The 18,365-nt window shown below is 45.5% G+C and carries 16 protein-coding genes and 1 pseudogene; 8 read left to right on the forward strand and 9 right to left on the reverse strand.

What is annotated here, in order from left to right:
- Window positions 1–12 precede the first annotated feature (12 nt).
- Entirely contained in the window at window positions 13–1,341 is a 1,329-nt protein-coding gene (locus ACTRXF_RS09415; protein ID WP_474278875.1) for a DUF2252 domain-containing protein, read from the reverse strand.
- Window positions 1,342–1,491: 150 nt separating this feature from the next.
- Here ACTRXF_RS09415 and ACTRXF_RS09420 point away from each other — a divergent pair, with 150 nt between their 5' ends.
- The gene (locus tag ACTRXF_RS09420) at window positions 1,492–2,595 is read left to right on the forward strand and encodes an AbrB family transcriptional regulator (RefSeq protein ID WP_474278877.1); all 1,104 of its coding nucleotides are present in this window, start codon (window positions 1,492–1,494) and stop codon (window positions 2,593–2,595) included.
- Between the two features lie 46 nt (window positions 2,596–2,641).
- On the opposite strand, the gene ACTRXF_RS09425 is transcribed toward ACTRXF_RS09420, so the two are convergent.
- Together ACTRXF_RS09425 and ACTRXF_RS09430 are read right to left on the reverse strand one after the other, a co-directional pair.
- Window positions 2,642–4,588, reverse strand: coding sequence for a DNA/RNA helicase domain-containing protein (locus ACTRXF_RS09425; RefSeq protein WP_474278879.1), 1,947 nt, complete (start codon window positions 4,586–4,588; stop codon window positions 2,642–2,644).
- 59 nt (window positions 4,589–4,647) lie between these two features.
- Window positions 4,648–5,253, reverse strand: a complete 606-nt coding sequence (locus ACTRXF_RS09430; protein ID WP_474278881.1) for a TetR/AcrR family transcriptional regulator — start codon at window positions 5,251–5,253, stop codon at window positions 4,648–4,650.
- Between the two features lie 199 nt (window positions 5,254–5,452).
- Between ACTRXF_RS09430 and ACTRXF_RS09435 the strand changes: the two genes are divergently transcribed.
- The gene (locus ACTRXF_RS09435) at window positions 5,453–6,214 is read left to right on the forward strand and encodes an SDR family oxidoreductase (RefSeq protein WP_474278883.1); all 762 of its coding nucleotides are present in this window, start codon (window positions 5,453–5,455) and stop codon (window positions 6,212–6,214) included.
- Between the two features lie 67 nt (window positions 6,215–6,281).
- On the opposite strand, the gene ACTRXF_RS09440 is transcribed toward ACTRXF_RS09435, so the two are convergent.
- Entirely contained in the window at window positions 6,282–7,154 is an 873-nt protein-coding gene (locus ACTRXF_RS09440) for a YihY/virulence factor BrkB family protein (RefSeq protein ID WP_474278885.1), read from the reverse strand.
- Between the two features lie 744 nt (window positions 7,155–7,898).
- Between ACTRXF_RS09440 and ACTRXF_RS09445 the strand changes: the two genes are divergently transcribed.
- The 3 genes from ACTRXF_RS09445 to ACTRXF_RS09455 all read left to right on the forward strand — a co-directional run bounded on the left by ACTRXF_RS09445 (window position 7,899) and on the right by ACTRXF_RS09455 (window position 11,102).
- Window positions 7,899–8,597, forward strand: a complete 699-nt coding sequence (locus tag ACTRXF_RS09445) for a Na-translocating system protein MpsC family protein (protein WP_474278887.1) — start codon at window positions 7,899–7,901, stop codon at window positions 8,595–8,597.
- A 287-nt stretch (window positions 8,598–8,884) separates the two neighbouring features.
- Window positions 8,885–9,952: an ATP-grasp domain-containing protein gene (locus ACTRXF_RS09450; RefSeq protein ID WP_474278889.1), complete on the forward strand. Its 1,068-nt coding sequence runs from the start codon at window positions 8,885–8,887 to the stop codon at window positions 9,950–9,952.
- Between the two features lie 52 nt (window positions 9,953–10,004).
- A complete protein-coding gene (locus ACTRXF_RS09455; RefSeq protein ID WP_474278891.1) occupies window positions 10,005–11,102 on the forward strand; it encodes a M20 family metallopeptidase in 1,098 nt (365 codons plus the stop codon).
- 34 nt (window positions 11,103–11,136) lie between these two features.
- Here ACTRXF_RS09455 and ACTRXF_RS09460 read toward each other — a convergent pair whose 3' ends face one another.
- Entirely contained in the window at window positions 11,137–12,219 is a 1,083-nt protein-coding gene (locus ACTRXF_RS09460; protein ID WP_474278893.1) for an alpha/beta hydrolase, read from the reverse strand.
- Between the two features lie 228 nt (window positions 12,220–12,447).
- Window positions 12,448–13,029, reverse strand: coding sequence for a hypothetical protein (locus ACTRXF_RS09465; protein WP_474262556.1), 582 nt, complete (start codon window positions 13,027–13,029; stop codon window positions 12,448–12,450).
- Between the two features lie 467 nt (window positions 13,030–13,496).
- On the opposite strand from ACTRXF_RS09465, the gene ACTRXF_RS09470 reads away from it, so the two are divergent.
- From ACTRXF_RS09470 to ACTRXF_RS09480, 3 genes are all read left to right on the forward strand, one after another.
- Complete coding sequence (locus tag ACTRXF_RS09470; protein ID WP_474262558.1) at window positions 13,497–13,973, forward strand: universal stress protein; 477 nt, start codon at window positions 13,497–13,499, stop codon at window positions 13,971–13,973.
- Window positions 13,974–14,012: 39 nt separating this feature from the next.
- Window positions 14,013–15,470, forward strand: a complete 1,458-nt coding sequence (locus tag ACTRXF_RS09475) for a DUF2254 domain-containing protein (protein WP_474278895.1) — start codon at window positions 14,013–14,015, stop codon at window positions 15,468–15,470.
- A gap of 233 nt (window positions 15,471–15,703) precedes the next feature.
- Entirely contained in the window at window positions 15,704–16,420 is a 717-nt protein-coding gene (locus tag ACTRXF_RS09480) for a Na-translocating system protein MpsC family protein (RefSeq protein WP_474278897.1), read from the forward strand.
- Between the two features lie 125 nt (window positions 16,421–16,545).
- Here ACTRXF_RS09480 and ACTRXF_RS09485 read toward each other — a convergent pair whose 3' ends face one another.
- The 3 genes and pseudogenes from ACTRXF_RS09485 to ACTRXF_RS09495 form a co-directional block, all read right to left on the reverse strand.
- A complete protein-coding gene (locus ACTRXF_RS09485; RefSeq protein ID WP_322526176.1) occupies window positions 16,546–16,668 on the reverse strand; it encodes a hypothetical protein in 123 nt (40 codons plus the stop codon).
- Between the two features lie 318 nt (window positions 16,669–16,986).
- Window positions 16,987–18,099 carry a PQQ-dependent sugar dehydrogenase gene (locus ACTRXF_RS09490; protein WP_474278899.1) on the reverse strand — a complete coding sequence of 371 codons (1,113 nt, stop codon included), beginning with the start codon at window positions 18,097–18,099 and terminating at the stop codon, window positions 16,987–16,989.
- Window positions 18,100–18,236: 137 nt separating this feature from the next.
- Window positions 18,237–18,365: pseudogene (locus tag ACTRXF_RS09495) on the reverse strand (thioredoxin-disulfide reductase); the annotation flags it as partial.

The following is an 18,365-nucleotide window of genomic DNA, read 5'->3' on the forward strand; positions in this document are numbered from 1 at the left end:
CTGCTTCCAGTATTAAAAGCTTTCCTTCAGCCATTCAAGAAAGAGCTCGTAATCCTCCTCTACCCGCTCTTTGTAAAACCTCGACCATGTAACCATTTCCTCAACAAAAATTTCTTCGTTGTCTCCAATGGCTTTTAAAATTTCATCTTCACTGTGATAATCAAGCAGCCCCTGCTGAATATCAATATCTGCCCGGGCATGAACTTTTGCTGATATTTTCCCCATGGTTTTCACCGTACGGTGCATCCGTTTCGGCTTCTCCAAATGCTTGCTTTTTAAATCTTTGTCGTACGGTGACCGTTCCCGTATGTAGTAGTCGCGGTGCTGCAGCGTGAAGTAGCCTAAATAAGGGTCAGCCAGATGGTGCATTGCCCGCTGGGTTTTGATTACCCGTTTACCCTGATGCTTATTTGTGGTCCAAAACGTTTCTTCATACGGAAAAAAGTAAGCTGGAATCGGCGTCCGTGCTTCTTTTGCTTCCAAAATAACATGGTCCTCTCCGCCTTCAATTAAAATGTAAAAACGCTTCAGGCCGGTGGAACCAATGCCGGCTCCGGTCTTTTTCACTATATCCTTGATTTCATAATGCTCTTCGCTCCGGTAGCTTTCCTCTGCCAGACTGCCTAAATATTGATTCCAGATTTTAACTATTTCCTGATACTCTTTGTCAGTTACCGAATCCAGTTTTGACTTTTCTCTCTCAAATACATGGTCGCCGCTGTCATTAATGAAAGTCTGCTTTTCGAGCTCATGGGTGGCTTTTCGGTCCTCAAGCTTTTCGAGCGTCTTTTTTATTGGCTGCTTTGTGTTTTTTGAAGTAAACTGCGTTTTCACAGGATCTTTTTTGCCTTTTTTAAACTTTTTCAGACGTTTATGATAGGCTTCTAAATACGTCCGCACAAAAGCGTCCCGCTCCTCATCATCAAATCCCTGCTGCATCGCAAATAGCCGGATGCTGACCACCATACGGAGTACATCATACAGATAAGAACCAAGATATCCCTCATCAAAATCATCCACATCAAAAACAATTTCTCCGTTTTCATTTTGAAAGCTGCTGAAATTCTCCATATGCATGTCGCCCATAATCCAGGTTGGCTTATCTTCTGGTGTATGATGCCGGAACGGGATATTTACTACATCGTAGTAAAACAAATACGCACTTCCCCGGAAGAAGCTGTAGGGATCCTGCTTCATCTTGACATATTTCGCCTTGCGGCGCGTTTTGTTCAGGTTCATCAGCCGGTCATCGAATTGATCAAGAATGGTTGCCAGCGTCTGCTTACGCAGATATTTTTTTGTCGTGTAAAAATCCAGTTCTTTATTTTGTTCTGACACCATATCTCTCCTTTTTTATGAATTCCATTATTTTCTATCATACCATGTCAAATCGCAGATATCACTTACCCTCTTTTTCCCTTTCCTATCCTCTCTGCTTTTGTGCTACAATCACTTTAATCTACGCTACTAATCAATAAAGAAGGTCTTTGTATGTTTAATGACTTTAAACGTGTGCAGTCGGCGTGGCTGCGCCTTTTTGTTACTGCAGCAGCTGCCTGCGTTGGCGGCTTCTTCTTTTCCATGCTGACTATTCCTGTGCCCTGGCTGCTCGGGCCTATGGCAGTTGTATTACTTCTTTCAAAGCTGCCGCAAATGCAGATGTATTGGCCACAGCCCCTTCGGAATACCGGATTAATCATTGTCGGCTATACGATCGGCCTGGCTTTTACGATGGAGACCTTTTATCAGATCGGCTCCCAGCTGCCGATGATGATCGGACTGACCATGCTGCTTCTTTTGTTTTCCGGATTAATGGCCTTCGGGTTTGCCTCTCTTTCCGGGGTTTCCCTGCCTACGGCATTGACCGGGAGCATTCCGGGAGGTCTTTCCCAGATGGTCACTCTCGCGGAAGAAGAAAAGCAGATTGATATTACGGTCGTAACGTTCATGCAGGTGACCCGGATTATTTTAATAATGTTTTTAGTTCCTGTACTTGCAGTGAGTCCACTATTTACAGATGGAAGCGCGACGTCCCGAGGAAACTCCGTTCAAACAGCGGCCTCCTGGGACAACCTTTTTCCTTCTGCTCTTCTGTTTCTTGGCCTCTGCCTCGCCGCTGCCTGGACCGGCCAGAAGCTACGGCTGCCCACCTCCTCTATGCTCGCTCCTATGCTTGTAATGATCGGTGTTACGCTTATCGGCCTACAGGCGCCGGCTCTCCCGGTTGTCGTAACGAACGGGGCACAGCTGTTGATTGGTACTTACTTCGGTCTGCTGCTCCGGCCCGAACAGCTTCAGCATAAAGCAAGGATAGGAGCCTTGACCATAGCCGGCGGGGTCGTTCTAATCGCCGGGGCGTTCAGTCTCAGTCTGATTTTGGAGCATATGCACCATGTTTCTCCCGCTACTGCCCTATTAAGCCTTGCTCCCGGCGGCATGGACCAGATGGGCATTATCGGCCGGGAAGTGAACGCGGACATTTCAATTGTCATCTGCTATCAGCTGTTTCGCATTCTGTTCATTTTTATAGCCGTACCCCCAATACTTCGGTGGCTATTTAAATGGATTAGAAAGCGCGGGTCATTGAAAGTATAAAAATATTCCCTTGCCTTTTATCAGGGCGAAGGGATATTTTTTAATGTTATTCATAATTTGAATAATTTTCAGCTACCTCCAGGTCCTTTTTGAAAAAGCTGCCCGGCGTGTATTCAAGCTCCGTGAGCGCAAGCCTTTCTTTAAAATACTGCTCGAGCTCTTTATCCGTGCAGTAGATAAAGCATCCTTTCTGCCCTCTCGTCATTAACGTCCGGTAGGTGTTCCGGATGATTTCATCGGCAAGGTTCCCGGCTTTTTCGGGCTCTTCCTTCATCATTTTTTTGATTCCGCGCAGCGACTGATCCGTTTTGGCCCGTTTCGTATAATCGGTCTGTACTTCTCCGTCCCGATACACGAGATCGTCCCCGATAATGACCCCCACATAATCGAATTCGAGTCCCTGACATGTGTGAATGCAGCCCGCTTCTGTAACTGATCCTTCATCAATGGCCCACGTATTGGAGGTATCGAGGTTCCAGCTAATGCCAAAGCCGTGCTCCGGAAGTGTAATGTCGTGCGAGTCCGAAGAAGACCTCTCCTTTTTTGGCCATTCCCAGCAGTAGCCTGCCACGAGCCTCGCCTTGTTGTTTTGTTCATTTAATGCAGCAATCGTTTCGTACAATTCATTCGGATCGCTGAACACCCTGAAATCGTAATCCTTTCCCATGAAATGCTCATTGGCTGTTTCCCGGATGCCGAGCGTATCGTCCACCCAGGCCAGGTAGCCGTCGGAGCCGTTGCAGCGAAACTGGGAGGCAAGCTTCTTCCGATGCAGGACGCCTCCTGCCTGCTCGGTGAATGCTTCGATTTCCTTCGTCGTTCCCGCATCCTTTAAAGTAACCCGCTGGTGTTCATCCATAAAAAATACCGCCAGCTTCGACGTATGAATGATTTCTTTCATCTGATTTTCACCGAGATTTTGAAACAAGCCGGACTTTTCATTTAAGCGGTGGGCTTCGTCTACGACAAGCACGTCCAGTTCATCCTTCGGCCGGTCCACATAGCTGCCTGAGCCCTTGAACAAGTTATCGATATGAGTTTTGCGGTAGTCCTGCTTTAACTTATTGGCATACACATTTCTTGGCGCTGAATTTTTTGTCACATACTGCACGGTTTGATTTCTATTCGTCAACTCCACCAGCAGATTCACCGCAAGTACTGATTTCCCCGTGCCTGGCCCGCCTTCGACTACGAGCACCTGCTTGGTATCCGTACGTTTCGCTTTTTCTGCGAGCTGGAGGGCTGTTTCGTATACGACCTTCTGGTCATCAATCATCAGAAATTCATCATTTCCTGCGAGCATGCTGTTCAACGTATCCTGCAGCGATTTCGACGGCCGGATTTTCCCTTTTTCGATTTTATAAATATTTTCTTTGTTGTCCCCGTGCGTCAGATATTGTTTAATAAATGCGCGGAGCTCGCCGGCCCCTCCCTTTGCAAATACAGGAGCCTGCTCTACATAATAGGTATAGACGTCGTCGGTGAGCGGTTCATTTTCCGACTGTAACAGATAGTTATGTAAATAAGCGCACGGATGCAGCTCAATATGTTCCCTTTGGACATTTTCATTATAATCTTTAATAAGAGAGGCGTACGACCAGGCCTGATAGGAAGGATGAGTTGTTTCCACGAGCCCTCCGCCCATCACCGTTTTAACAATAGCTTCTTTTCCCTCAATTTTTTCCGCCCTGCTCCACTGCTTCAGCTCGACAATAACGATAGAGGGGTCATTGTTATTTTTGCCTGATATTAAAAAATCCACCCGCTTCGACGTATACGGAATTTTAAATTCAATCGCGACACCGGCATTGTCCGGGATCCCGTCATCCATCAGCACCCGGTACATGTACTGCATCGAATTATCCCAGGACCGCACCTCTGCTTCGTTGATTTTACCTACCTTGGACGTGTAGTTGCTGCATATATTGGTAACGAGTTCATCGTGAAAAACATCTTCCAGAAATTCATGTTTATTTGCTTCGTAAACGATCAAGCTAAAGCTCCTTTCAGCTTGCAAAATGAATAAAAAAATGTTTCGTTATAAGCATTTTATCACTGGTTTTCGGCTTTAAACACGATGGCAGCCGGACGGCTTTGCAGAATTAAAAGCAGCTGTGCTGCCATATAATCCGGTCGGTGTTCAAAGCCTTCCCGCGCCCACTCGACAATCATACCCAAAATGGCGTGGGAGTGATACCCGGCCTGGAGCTTCCGGTCCATGTCTTCGTTATTATCCGCATGTAAGAGATCGCTTAGAACGAGATCCCTGAGGACATCGGCCAATTTGTTCTGAAACCCGTTCAGCATGTTTGAGGCAAAAACAAGTGTATAAAAGCGTTCATGTTTTAACACATGCTCGAATATTTTTACCGAAGAAATCGTTAGTTTTGGCACTTCAAGCACTGCTTTGCTTTTATAAGGCTGCCTGAACGCGTCCTTCAGATCTGCCGTGACCCCGTCCATGATTTCTTCAAGCAGCTGTTCTTTATATTCGTAATGTTTATAAAAAGTGCCCCGGTTAACATCGGCCCTTTCAACAACATTTGTAACCGTAATGGATGCAAAGTCCTTTTCCTCCATCCATTCCAGCAGAGACTGCTGCATTGCCTTTTTTGATTTTTTCACTCTTCGATCTGTATTTTCAGAGGATGATTTCATAAGCCTCCTCCCTTCTTTTATTTTAAATTTATAAACAAAAAAACGTCATTTGTTTACTAATCAACAATACATCCTGGTTTTGATGATTGTATTTAAAGACCTGCATCTATTATACTACAAATAGAATCAATCTATTGAACAGATGTTGAATAAATAGTCAATTTGTAAGCGAATACATTAATATTGGGAGGGTAAGGTCATGAAATTACAGGCAAAAACGGCGGTAGTAACTGGCGCCGCATCGGGAATGGGGAAGGCAATCGCTGAGCGTTTCGCTGCTGAAGGAGCAAAGGTGATTGTAGCAGACGTGAATAAGCAGGGAGCCGAGGAGGTGGCGGCATCGATTACTTCAAACGGCGGTACCGCCCAGGCAGTGGAAGTGAATGTAACAAGTACTGAGGATATTCGAAACATGATTGATACAGCCGTCAGCGTTTACGGCACTCTGGATATTCTGGTCAACAACGCAGGTATTATGGACGGCATGGAGGCTGCCGGAGATATCAGTGACGAAAAGTGGGACCTGCTGTTTGATATTAATACGAAAAGCGTCATGCGTGCTATTCGTTACGCGCTTCCTATCTTCCTGGAAAAAGAACGGGGCGTTATTATTAATACCGCCTCGACCGGCGGATTGAACGGCGCTCATGCCGGAGCAGCCTATACAGCTTCAAAGCATGCCGTCGTCGGTCTGACTAAAAATACGGGCTTTATGTATGCAGACAAAGGCATTCGCTGCAACGCCATCGCCCCAGGGGCAGTACAAACCAACATTGGCTCTACAATGAAGGATATGAGTGAATTCGGTGCTTCCCGGACCCAGAAAACCCAGTCCCTTATTCCGCGTGTCGGTCAGGCCGAAGAAATTGCGAACGCAGCATTGTTTTTAGCTTCTGATGATGCAGGTTTTATTAACGGCACAGTATTAACCGCAGACGGCGGCTGGACAGCAGGATTTTAAAGTAAATGCAGTCTCATACTAAAAAAACGACCCCGATTGGGATCGTTTTTTTAGTATTCATTTGCAATCATGAGCTGGTTTCCCTGCTTGGGGCAGTTTTTTGCTCTCTGCTTTTTCGTACCGTACCATTTTTTCTGCGGTGAAAAATCACGTTCAACTCCGCTCCGATCATGAGTACGAGACCAGTCAGGAAAAACCAAAGCAGCAGAATAATAACACCACCGAGGCTGCCGTAGGTAGCCGAATAGTTTCCAAAGTTGCTGACGTAAAAGGAAAAGCCGAGTGATACGATCTGCCACAAAAGCGCAGCGGTTATGGATCCTACCAGTATTTCCTTCCACTTTAAAGTTTGATTCGGCGCGAACCGGTACAACAGCAAAAGCATGAGTGTCATAACGGTCACAGCAATCACCCAACGGAGCACCTGGAATAAAATCTCTGTCTGCGCCGGGAGACCAAGAACAGAGCTGATCATCGAAATCAGGACATTCCCGAATATCGGAAGCACCAGGGCCACTACGATGGTCAGGATCATACAGATCGTGAGCGCAATGGCAATCAAACGTACCTTGATAAACGAGCGTGTCTCCTCTACGTCGTAAGCTTCATTGGAGGATTTAATAAACGCATTTATGCCATTGGAGGCGGACCAGAGTGCGCCGAGCAGACTGACTACAAATAAAATACCGCGCGGCTCCTGTACCAGGGTTGTAATATTTTCCTCAAACAAAGAAGCAGTATCCGACGGGGCGACAGTGCCTATAAAGCTGACTACGGAGTTAGGATTCAAATTTAATAACGGCAGAATCGTCAACGCGAAAATAAGCAGCGGAAAAATGGAAAGAATATAATAATACGCCTGGGCGGCGGCAAGTAAAGGCACATTATCTTCTTTAAATTCGGTCATCAAATCCGAGATGTATGGCTTTATTTTTTTCACATGTGTACGTCCTTTCTATAAATACGATAGCTTTCATAAGCACTGGATGCCTGATAAATAAAAATTCCTGAAACAGATTTCTGGCGCCATGCTCCCTCTCCTTTCGTTTATTAATTGACTGCCACGGGGCCGCTTCTGCTTTTTAAGCAATAAAAAAGCCAGAAAAAGAGCATATCTTTTCCTGGCTTACAGAACAGCTGTAACTGTCTGTTGCTGCCGATGCTATTTAGTTATTGCCTGTGTTATGTTTACCTTTCCAGACGACAATCAAAACGTATTATTTTCAGCATATCAAATAAGAAGCAGCGTCTTTTATAAATCGGAAATCATTCTTTTCAGTCCCCCATAAAACATAAAAAACCCTTCCTGCCGGCGTAGGAAGAGCTTTTTCTATGGAGAAGCCACCATTCTATGTGCCTTCCATCTATTATGATACGCTCCTCCCCCTTCAAAGTAAAAGAGAACGATTAAAACCGTAACCCTGTAGATTAAAATGAATCAATTTAACGATTTTTTTGGAACTAACCTGCTCCTCATACAAATTTTACACTTTTCAATTTTTATGTTTAACAAAATGATAATTAACAGGTAAACAAAGGTATTTTCTTATATACGAAATTCTATAAGGCCTCTAGTTGTAGCCTTTTAGTCTCAATAAATAGAAAATCTGTATATAAAAAGCTCATTTGATAGTATAATAGTAATCAGTTAAGAAGAACCCCGCTTCTTACAAAAGGAGACTTTATGGAACATCAACAAACTGAAGCCCAAATGATTGCAGCCTACACCGGCAAAGCGTTGAGGGATCATTTTGGAAAAGGCCCAATCAATATTCATGTTTCGTTTAAGCGGCCATTTTTAATTATGTATGTGAAAGATTTTTTAGGACCAATGGAAAATATTTTATTGCAGCAAAATGAAGAACAGCGTATTGCGAAATCAAGAGAATTTATTATGGATGAATTTTGTCCCCGAATTCAGACAGATATTGAAGATATGATAAATGGAACAATTAAAGAATGGTACTTTGACTGGAATTTAAAAGAACACAGCGGTATGATCTGGGCCGTAATGGATGAAGAACCGCCAAAAAAGATGCCGTGGCCGGGAGAACTCAGTCAAAAGGCCTTTGAAAGAAAAATCGTGAATCTGAGTATTAAAGGCCAAAAAGAGCCCGACTACACGAAGGCTTATTGGATTGATGAACGCTCAGTTATCGTTTACCGCTCTGGTGTGTTCGTCGAAATTGAGAAGGAACTCATTCACGCGGGCTTTGAAGAGCAGCTGAAAATTGCCAAACGGCCAATGGAACGGCGGCTGTTTCAGGAAGAACATATGGAGCCCGTGCTGCAGAGAAAAATCACAGACGTTTTCACCGACTGGAATTTTCGTGCAGATAAAGGCTATATGGTACTGGCATTGGAGCCGGAAAAAAAGAGATAGTTCGCAGGCATATTGATACTCCGAGCCAATTTCTGGGCTTTTCTATAAAACAAAACGTTTAGGGCGGAAATGAATAAGGTATAAGTGACATTAGTCAAACACTCATTATTGGTGGCAGCAATGTTTTGAAATAAAGCAAAACATGAGCCGGAAAGGTACCAGTGCCTTTTCGGCTCTTTTTTATGCATATGGAAAAAATTAGCTTGGTAACAATTTTTTTCACTGCCGATAGAAATTTTATTAGCTGTTAAGGCTGTAAACTATATATCTAAAATGGAGGTTCCGCCATGAATATACTATTAACCTCGGCAGCACGCCGAATAGATTTTGTTCAGTTTTTCCAGGAGGCGATGAACGGATTAAATATTGAAGGGACAGTCATCGTCACTGATCCGGATCCTGGAGCCCCAGCGATCCAGCAGGCAGACAGATCCTATGTTACGCCTCATCAGACGGATGAAAACTACCTGGACACGATCCTTTCGATCTGTGAAGATGAAGGAATTAAAATGCTCATTCCATTAAACGACTGGGAAATCACCAAATTTACCCAATCCCGTCATGAACTTGAGCAGTTGGGAGTAAGAGTTTTCACACCCGAGATTTCCACCGTACAGGCGATGAGAGACAAGCATCAATACCGGGAACTCCTTGGCAGATTCGGTGTCTCGGCGCCAATTTCCTACCTGACGGTGCAGGAAGCAGCGAAGGGAATTGAAAACCAGGAGGTGACCTGGCCGCTGATTGTTAAACCGCGCAACGGCTCGGCTTCGGTCGGCATTAACATTGTATCCTCTGTTGAAGATATGCAGTTTGCCTACAAGCAGGCGGTAGATGCAGTCAAAAACAGTCCGATCGCTGATGATTCCATTCATGACCCCGAAGACAACATCGTGATTCAGCAGGTCGTGGATGGAGAAAAATACAGTGTTGACATCGTTAATGACCTGGAAGGAAATTATTTAACCACTCTGGCCCTGAAACAGCTCGAAATGCGCGGAGGCGACGTGGATAAAGCGATATCAGTAAAAGACGAAGCACTGATGGAAGTAGGCAGAAAGATTGGAGAAAACTTGAAGCATATCGGCTACATTAATACTGATGTGTTTTATGATGGCCACGACTACTATGTGATTGATATTAATCCAAGATTTGGAGGCGGATACGCCCTCTCCCACGCTGCCGGAGCAAATATTCCTTCAGCCTACATCGCGTTGGCCGCAGGCAAAGAGCTTCATCCGGAATGGCTGAATGACAAAGAAAACATCGAGCTTGCACGGTTTGACCGGGTCGTAAAAATTGATAAAAACAAAGGAATTCATACGGCACCGGATGAGACCTCATCTACCGTGTGAACGATCCCATCTTTTTTCAATATAATAACAAATTTTCGCGAGGAGGCTCAGAGTGAATGAAACGATTCCTCTTCTAAAAGCATTAATCAGCTATAATACGTCGAGTCTGTCCGGCGTTAATGAAGCAATGGAATTTTGCAAAAAGTGGATGGAAGACCGGGGCCTTGCGGTCCAAAAGCATGAAAATAACGGGCATTCCATGCTCGTATGCGAAGTCGGAAGCGGAAGTCAAACCCTGATTTTTAACGGGCACCTGGACGTCGTCAAAGGCAAAGAAGAGCAGTTTGCTCCCTACGAAAAAGACGCGAAGCTTTACGGCCGCGGTTCGGCAGACATGAAAGCCGGGCTTGCGGCTATGATGTCTGCGATGGTACGCCTGAAAAAAATTCCGGCGGGCTGCAAAGTACAGCTGCAAATTGTTCCCGATGAGGAAACCGGCGGCCGTAACGGTACCGGTTATTTAGTTGATACCGGCCATAAGGGAGACTTTGTTATCTGCGGAGAGCCTACCGGCCTGGGGATCGCTATTCAGTCCAAAGGTGTTCTGCAGCTGGATATTACTGTCACCGGCTCCTCCACACATGGAAGCCGTCCCTGGGAAGGAGAGAACGCGATCGAAAAAGCATTTGCGCTCTATGAGCGCATTAAGCAGCTCCCTTTTTCCAAGGAGCGCTCAGAGTTATACGCCCAGCCTTCTATTAACCTGGCCAAAATCCTGGCCGGCACCGTTTACAACAAGGTTCCGTCCAAATGCGAATTTTCGCTTGATATCCGTTACCTGCCGGACCAGCTGCCGGAGGATATTTTACAGCAGATTAACAGTCTATCCGATGATGAAGTGTCTGTGCATATCTGCAACGACCCCGTAAATACGGAAGTTGATAATCCTTATGTTAAAGCGTTATCCGATTCCATCACCCGCCATACCCAGCTCGAGAAGGTGAATATTTTCGGTCAGCACGGATCATCGGATGGACAGTACTTTACGGTTTACGGCATTCCGGCTGTTGAATTCGGGCCTGTCGGCTACAACTGGCATGGAGACAATGAACTTGTTTACACGAGCTCCATCCCTGAATACGAGAATATTTTAGTGGATTTTGCCGCAAGTTTTTCCACAGTCCCGCTGCCCGTAGTCAATAACGATTAAAAAATAGGACCGGCTTGACTGCCGGCCCTATTTTTTAATTGCTTTGCGTATTGTTTTGAAGCAATTCCCGGAAGTGAACAGCCGTTTCCCGAATGGAATCGGCAGCCTGTGGGTAATAGCCCAGCTTCTTTAAAAACGTATGAGCCATCCCTTTATATTCAATATAGCGTACTGAGCTCTCCTGTTTCTGGAGCTTTCTCATGAATTCCTCTCCCTGCGTCCGAAGAAAATCAAATTCAGCCGTCACAATCATCATCGGAGGATACGTAACATTTTCTTTATTACGCAACGGGGATACAAGTGGCTGATCGAGCTCTTCAAGGTCTGTGACATACAGCGACTGAATAAATGAAAGCGACTCCCGCATGGTCACAAGCTCCTGGCGTACAAGCTCTCTATCTGCGCCTGGATTGTACTGATCCATTTTCCGGGTTCCGCCGGACACATCGGATAAATCCAACAAAGGAGCCAATAAGCTCATATAACAAATGTTCCAGGATTTTTCACGACTTAAATGATAGACGCCAAGCGCCAGATTCGCTCCGACACTATCGCCCACCAGACCAACACGCGACGTATCTGCACCGAATTCATTACGATGGTCACATATATAGCGCACACTGTCGAAGCAGTCATTCAGCCCTTCTGCATATTTGTGCTCTGGTGCGAGCCGGTATTCGACTGCGACTACTACAGCCTCCGCCTTTTCAGCCAGCAGTTTGCATATATTGTCCATTACTCTCTCGTCACGTTCAAAGAAGCCTCCGCCGTGAAAATAAACGAGCATCGGTTTCGTGCTATTTGACCGGTTATATGCTTTCAGCTCTAAGTCACGGCCTTTTAAAGAAACAAGCTTTGTTTCTGTACGAATATTTGAGCTCAAGTCCCGACTCTCTTTTTCTTTGCGGCTTCGAATAATTTCAAGGTCATCGTGCGTCATTGGACGTCTCAGTCCTGGCTCAGATTCCTGCTCCAGAAATTGTTTCACTCTTGGATCAAGACCTTCTTTATCTTCTAAAAACGGTATGCCTTTTGCGACTAATTCTGCGCTTCCCTCATTCACAAGAGATGCTTTTTCTTCTAAACGATGCACAAGCTCTTCATGGCTGTAATCCATACGCGTAAAATCCTCCTAAGTGAGAATAAAAACAAACTATATTATTACACATTTTTTTCTTAAATACTTCTCTCAAAAATTTATTTATGCCTTTAGTGACAATTCCGAATTTAGATAAATTCCCGTTGAAAAATTTTCCCCGCGAATGGACCAATCGAAACCTGAATTAAACTCCTTTTCCGATAAGCAAAAAGAAGGACGCCTGACACGGCATCCTTCTTTTTATCTTCAATCTTCGGAAACACGGTTCACCTGTTCAAGTACTTTATCGCTTTCGGAAATGCTTCCATTGTCAAAATGAGTAGCACCGAACAACGGGGCCTCGTCATAATCGTTAACGTATTCATCCAGGTCATGATAAATGCGGTGCGTCCAGCGGGCTGCCTCCTGAACGCTTTCTTTTTCAGGGTTTTCTTCAATCACCCGCTGCCAGCGAATAGCATTATTGAAATCCTTACGCAGCTCCGGGTCTTCGATTTTGTTTAGTACTTCCTCGGTATCTTCAATTCGAATGCTGATATCACCGAAGTCGTCCGCCGTCGCATTATCAATGGCTCCGTAGCCGGTACGTTCGTTCCAATACCTGTGAGACTGCTGTATATGGGTGCTTACTTCTGTATGTATACCGGAAACATCTTCTGTCGCTTCCTTTGGCTCTTTCAGTACAATGCCGTCCTCCGTCGTGTTCTTTCCCAGGCTGAACGGCGTAAAGAAGTGCAGCAGCGCGAGCACACCTGGTATAATGAGAAGGCTCGCTCCTGCAATTATTCCTGCTTTTTTCCAAGATAGTTTTATGATAAACTCCCCCAACCGTGATCTCTTCTTTGACAGTGTACCTGCTCGACGCGTTTATCTGCAAGCAATACCACTGTCTAAAAAGATGTTTTAACCTTTCCACTTCCGGTTATATTAATATTATGATAAGATCTTATTTGGTTATTTCATTAAAATAAATCAATACGGCAGTAATGCTTAGATATAAAGCTAAAGCATAAGCCACAAAAGAGGGTTTCCTCCTTTGTGGTTTTTTTATGAGACGGTTTTCTTTTCCCAAGAGGTTCTGATTTCTATAAAAGCAGAGCCTTCTCTACCGCCGCCGGCTCCCGCTTTGCTTTTCTTTCTTTCCGAAATACCAAAAACAATATTGATTCACCAAATATTCGATGATGGCAGCAATGTTGGGATAATAAAGCCCTTGAACATAAGCCGGAAAAAGAGACTTTTCTTTTTCTGGCTTTTTTTATTGTCAAAATTCGTCTATAGAAAGGAAGAATGCTATGAGCCGTTACAAGCGGATACTGGTTGGACTGGATGTCCTGGAAACCCCTTCCTACGATGCTTTTGAGGAAGCCTGCGCTATGGCTCTTGAACACAAAGCATCTTTAGTACTTGCTTTTGTTTTCGACGAACACCGGTATGCGAACCTGGAGCGCATCGACCCTAAAGGCGTCCGCCACTTAAAAGAAAAGGCCGCTTATCATCTTCAAACTTACAAAGAAGAGGCGGAGCTTAAAGGCGTTACGGGTGTGGAGACAGTGGTTGATGCCGGCGTTCCGGAAAAACGACTGGCCCGTCACCTCTGTCTTACGTACAGCGCCGATTTGATTCTCGTAGGAGAAACCGGAGGGCCTGCTTTTGAGCGACTCTTGCGCGGCAGGAGATCGCGGACCGTAGCTGCCAGGGCAGCCTGTGAAGTTCGGGTTGTCCGGAACAGCCAACTGGCCGCATTAAATGCCTACCCACGGACCGAATAGCTTTAAATTTCACTACGACTGAAAAGAAAGGAGGCAGCCATGCAGCGCTTCACGCCTAAATTCATCAAAAAAATACAAAGCATGTCCAAAAATCAGCGGTGGTATGAACTCCGTTCAAGCTTATGGCCGCTGCCAATGATCTATATTTTGCTTGCAGTGGTGGCAGCTTTTGCTGCCTACGGTATTGAGTTCGGTCTTCAGCCGGCACTGCCTATGGGTTCTTTTTTTACCGCCGATTACGCATTAACAGAAATGATTTACAGTACGCTTGCCTACGGCGTGTTAATGATCCATGCGTTTACATTTAATATGATTTTAATCGTTTTAACCAGTTTTTCCGGCCATTTTACACCCCGCGTTTTGTTCAGCTTTATTGCAGACCGCCGGACGCTGCACGCCATTGGTATTTTTAATTTGTCTTACTTCTATATTCTTATTGGCTTTTTTATGCTGAATTCTTCAATTAACGAATATGTTATTTTTCCGGTGCTCGGGATTACTGCAGCTTCAATATCTGCAATCAATTTTATTTTATTTATTAATCATGCCGCCAAATGGATGCAGGTAGCGAATCTCACCAATAATCTGAATGAACGCTCGCAGAAAACCATTACTGCTACAAATGAACAGGATCTGCAGGAGCACCGCCCGTTTCCGGAGAAGGAATACCGTCTCCCTCAGGATTCGCCGGTTTATTCCATTGTCAGTTCCTCTGGAGGGTTTTTGCAGCTCGTCGATTTTAAACGGCTGATCACCCAGGCGGAGAAGGACGGTCTGGTCGTGTATCTTGAACGAAGGGTCGGCGATTACCTGTTGGAAGGTGATACGCTGTTTTCCTATCAGCGTTACGACGGGAAGTCAGAAACTCCTGTAAATGAACAGACGTATCTGCAGTTTTTGTTTATCGGCCACAAAAAAACAGAGATGCAGGATATGAATTTCAGTGTACGGAAATTAACGGAAATTGCCTTAAAAGCTATCGGAAACAATGAGCCCTCCACCGCGGAGGATGCTATTTATCAGCTCGCTGATTTAATCAGAGCCATTTCCGGTACTGCCGTCCACAGACCGTATCTCGTTGATGCAAAGGACGAGGTACGGGTCGTGATGAAGGAAAGTACTTTCGCCTATTATGTGTACGCCGCCTTCTCTCCTATTGCAGAGGCCGCTAAAAAGGATATTAAAATTACCAATCGTGTGCTTGAGTCTCTTCATCTGTTAGCGGATTCCCTTGAGGGCGAAGCAGCAGGTGTGTGCTGGCATTATGCCGAAAGCATCGCCTGGAACTTTGAAGGCAAAATGACGTTTGATCATGACCAGAACCAGTGCTTCAGCTACCTCCGCGCTATCTCCGAAACGGCCGGGCAGCGCGATGCCTTCAACATCCTCATGGAAGAGCTCGAAAAAAGCGATCACATGGGGACAGAAACCGCTACAGCTTCCCCTTTTTTATACGGCCAGAAACAAAAACGCGAAAAAGCCTTCAGCGACGCTTAAAGGTGTTTTCCGGCATAAATCCCGGGTATAAAAATAAAAAGCTGTATCGTCCAAACGCTCCAGCACCGGGTTTTTTGTATATTACTCCGGGGAGGTGAGGCTGTTGATTACCCCTGGTGGCAGCTCTGTCACCACCTGTACAGTTAAAAACATCCAGCGCTGCTAAACTACAGCTGTACTTAATCAACTGCAGCAGTTGATAAATTCAAGACAATAAAACAAGAGGTGAAAATATGGCCGAACATTCTGCGCCTGCACAAGTAGAAGAACAACAAAAACAAATCGGAAGCTACCTCGGCAGAGTGCTTCGCGATCATTTCGGCAAAGGACCGGAATCCGTCTATGTGAGCGTCGACCCCTGCTGTATTGTCATGCATATAAGAAAATTTTTATCCCCTATTGAAAAAGTGATGCTCGATCAAAGGGACAAACGTGCCGTGGAAGAATTAAGAGAAACCATGATGGCGAAAATGCTGCCTGAAATTGAGCATTACATTTCCAGCCTTATGGATATTGAAGGCTGGGAGTTTTATTTTGACTGGAACATCGAAAACAAATCGGGAGTTATTACCGGGTTCCATCCAGATAAACTGAAAGAAAAGCAGGAAAAGAACCGTACGCGGGGCCAGGAAAACATTAAACAGGCAATACAGCGTGTCAGCGAAGAAGCGGGGAAAAGTCCGGATGAGATCACTGTCCACCCAGTAAACGAACGGACAATGCTCGCCGTACGCACGGGCGGGCTCATTTTAATTGAAAAAGAACTAATCCGAACGGGCCATTTGGACATTTTAAAATCAACGAAGCGCCTTCTCGAAAAAGAAGAGCTTTATAAAGAAAAATTTGATTCCATCTTTGGCACGACGGTCCGCGATATTTTTGTAGACTGGGATTTCGACCGTGACCGGAGTCTTATCGTCTTCATTACGGATCCTGTGGAGCAAATATAAATCTTTTTGGCATAGATTTTTTACAGAAGAAAAAGACTGAAGCAGAAAAAATCTCCTGCTTCAGTCTTTTTTATTCCCCTGTCAGTGTTAAGAGCTTTAAGTAATTTTTAAAATCATCCTAATGCTTATTTAATACTTTGCGTCCAGGAAGCTTCGTTACCTGCAAAAGAATCAGCAAAATCCTGGGAGGCTGGCTGCTCCAGTTTTCTCTGCGTCATTACTCGGTAAAATGCATGGATAAAACTCATGGCGTCATACCTCCTTTGAATTCATAATTAAAGCCTACGTTTACTTTAATGAAAACTTTCACTCCTTACCACAACCTGGTAAGGATATCTCACAAATTTTCTGAAAATTTCGCAGGCATATATTTTTTCTTTTACTGAAACAATCACTGCAAAAGCCCGTGGAACGGCGGATTGAACCTTTCTTAAACCGCTGTATTGAACCACGGGCTTTTGAAAATCAATTTAAATTCCTGCTCCATTCGAAAAAGTTATGCTTTTTCACCAAAAAATTGCTGTTTGAAAGTACTGCCTGCCAAACAGCGGAAACACTTTAAATTCCTATTCTTCAGGGGTAAGCCTCAGCAGACGGTCGTCGTTTTCTGCGGGCGTGCCTCTTCCGTCTGTGTTATTCGTAAGAATATAAACATCTCCGTCTTCGGCTTTAACGTCCCGGAGCCTGCCTTCTCCGTCAAATACAGCATTCATCTCTTCTGTTTCTTCGTCATAGGCATACAGGCTCTCTCCACGGAGTCCTGCTGTCAGAAGGGTCTCCCTGAAAAAAGCCGTGCCGGAGGGGGCCCATGTAGTACTCCCCGATTGAATCGCCGGCGTTTCCAGCCCTTCTGCTGATTCACTGCCGGTAATTTCCGGCCAACCATAATTATTGCCAGGCTCGATTACATTGATTTCATCCTGGGCATTCGGTCCATGCTCCGAGCTGTACAGCTGACCATCGCTGTTCCATGCGAGACCCTGCGGATTCCGGTGCCCATAGCTGTATACATAAGAATCCTCAAACGGATTGTCTTCCGGCACTTCTCCTTCGATCGTCATGCGCAGAATACTGCCAGCGAGACTGTCTTCGTCCTGCGCAAGCGAAGGCTCATCCGAATCGCCGGCGGTAGCATATAAATAACCATCCGGTCCAAGTTCAAGCCGGCCTCCATTGTGAATCCAGCTCCCCGGAATGTCATCAAGCAGCACTCCCGTTTCGTTCCATTGACTGGCTTCGCGTTCCACAGCAACCACTCTGTTTGCGAGCGCTCCATCATCCTGGCGGTAGGTGTAGTACGCATAGCCCTGCTGGGAGTCAGCAAAATCCTCGGCCAGCACAAAGCCAAGCAGGCCGCCCTCCCCTTCGTTTGCTACTTCATCACTCGTATTAAGCGAAAGGCGTTCTGTTTCTTCGCCATTCACCTCGATCACGTCGCCACCGCGGTTCGTCATATAGTACGTGTCTTCATGAATGTTCAACGACCACGGCACCTCGAGATTTTCCGCCACCACTTCTACGTCCCAGTCTTCTGTCTGAGCTTCAGAAACCGAACCCGCCGTCTCCCTAGTATTTCCTTCCCGCTGTTCGTCATTTTCCCCTGAACTGCAGCCAGCAAGAATTGCTGCCCCGAAGATTAGCAGACTGATTGTATTTTTTCTGCCTGGATAAATCATCATTATGCATCCCCCTTTCATGAAAACAAGCCAAGCCCCCTGGTCATTCCGTATTCTTATCATCATACTATCATAAAAAAACGCCCCGGCTGCACAAAGGCAGCCAGGACGGTTGATCATAGTTTACCGGACCGGAGTACTTATACTTCGACCGCGTTTTTCAGTTCTTCCACGTACTGCTGCGCCGTCTGGGCCGCGAGCGACCCGTCGCCGGTCGCCGTCACGATCTGGCGCAGGAACTTGTCCCGGATGTCGCCGGCGGCGAACAC

Source organism: Marinococcus sp. LNHM3E3-2.2, assembly GCF_056034385.1.

Excerpts from the sequence above, each read along its gene's own strand:
- ACTRXF_RS09415 (WP_474278875.1), bottom strand. The coding sequence starts at position 1,341 with ATGGTGTCAGAACAAAATAAAGAACTGGATTTTTACACGACAAAAAAA.
- ACTRXF_RS09420 (WP_474278877.1), top strand. The coding sequence starts at position 1,492 with ATGTTTAATGACTTTAAACGTGTGCAGTCGGCGTGGCTGCGCCTTTTT.
- ACTRXF_RS09430 (WP_474278881.1), bottom strand. The coding sequence starts at position 5,253 with ATGAAATCATCCTCTGAAAATACAGATCGAAGAGTGAAAAAATCAAAA.
- ACTRXF_RS09435 (WP_474278883.1), top strand. The coding sequence starts at position 5,453 with ATGAAATTACAGGCAAAAACGGCGGTAGTAACTGGCGCCGCATCGGGA.
- ACTRXF_RS09445 (WP_474278887.1), top strand. The coding sequence starts at position 7,899 with ATGGAACATCAACAAACTGAAGCCCAAATGATTGCAGCCTACACCGGC.
- ACTRXF_RS09450 (WP_474278889.1), top strand. The coding sequence starts at position 8,885 with ATGAATATACTATTAACCTCGGCAGCACGCCGAATAGATTTTGTTCAG.
- ACTRXF_RS09460 (WP_474278893.1), bottom strand. The coding sequence starts at position 12,219 with ATGGATTACAGCCATGAAGAGCTTGTGCATCGTTTAGAAGAAAAAGCA.
- ACTRXF_RS09470 (WP_474262558.1), top strand. The coding sequence starts at position 13,497 with ATGAGCCGTTACAAGCGGATACTGGTTGGACTGGATGTCCTGGAAACC.
- ACTRXF_RS09475 (WP_474278895.1), top strand. The coding sequence starts at position 14,013 with ATGCAGCGCTTCACGCCTAAATTCATCAAAAAAATACAAAGCATGTCC.
- ACTRXF_RS09480 (WP_474278897.1), top strand. The coding sequence starts at position 15,704 with ATGGCCGAACATTCTGCGCCTGCACAAGTAGAAGAACAACAAAAACAA.
- ACTRXF_RS09485 (WP_322526176.1), bottom strand. The coding sequence starts at position 16,668 with ATGAGTTTTATCCATGCATTTTACCGAGTAATGACGCAGAGAAAACTG.
- ACTRXF_RS09490 (WP_474278899.1), bottom strand. The coding sequence starts at position 18,099 with ATGATGATTTATCCAGGCAGAAAAAATACAATCAGTCTGCTAATCTTC.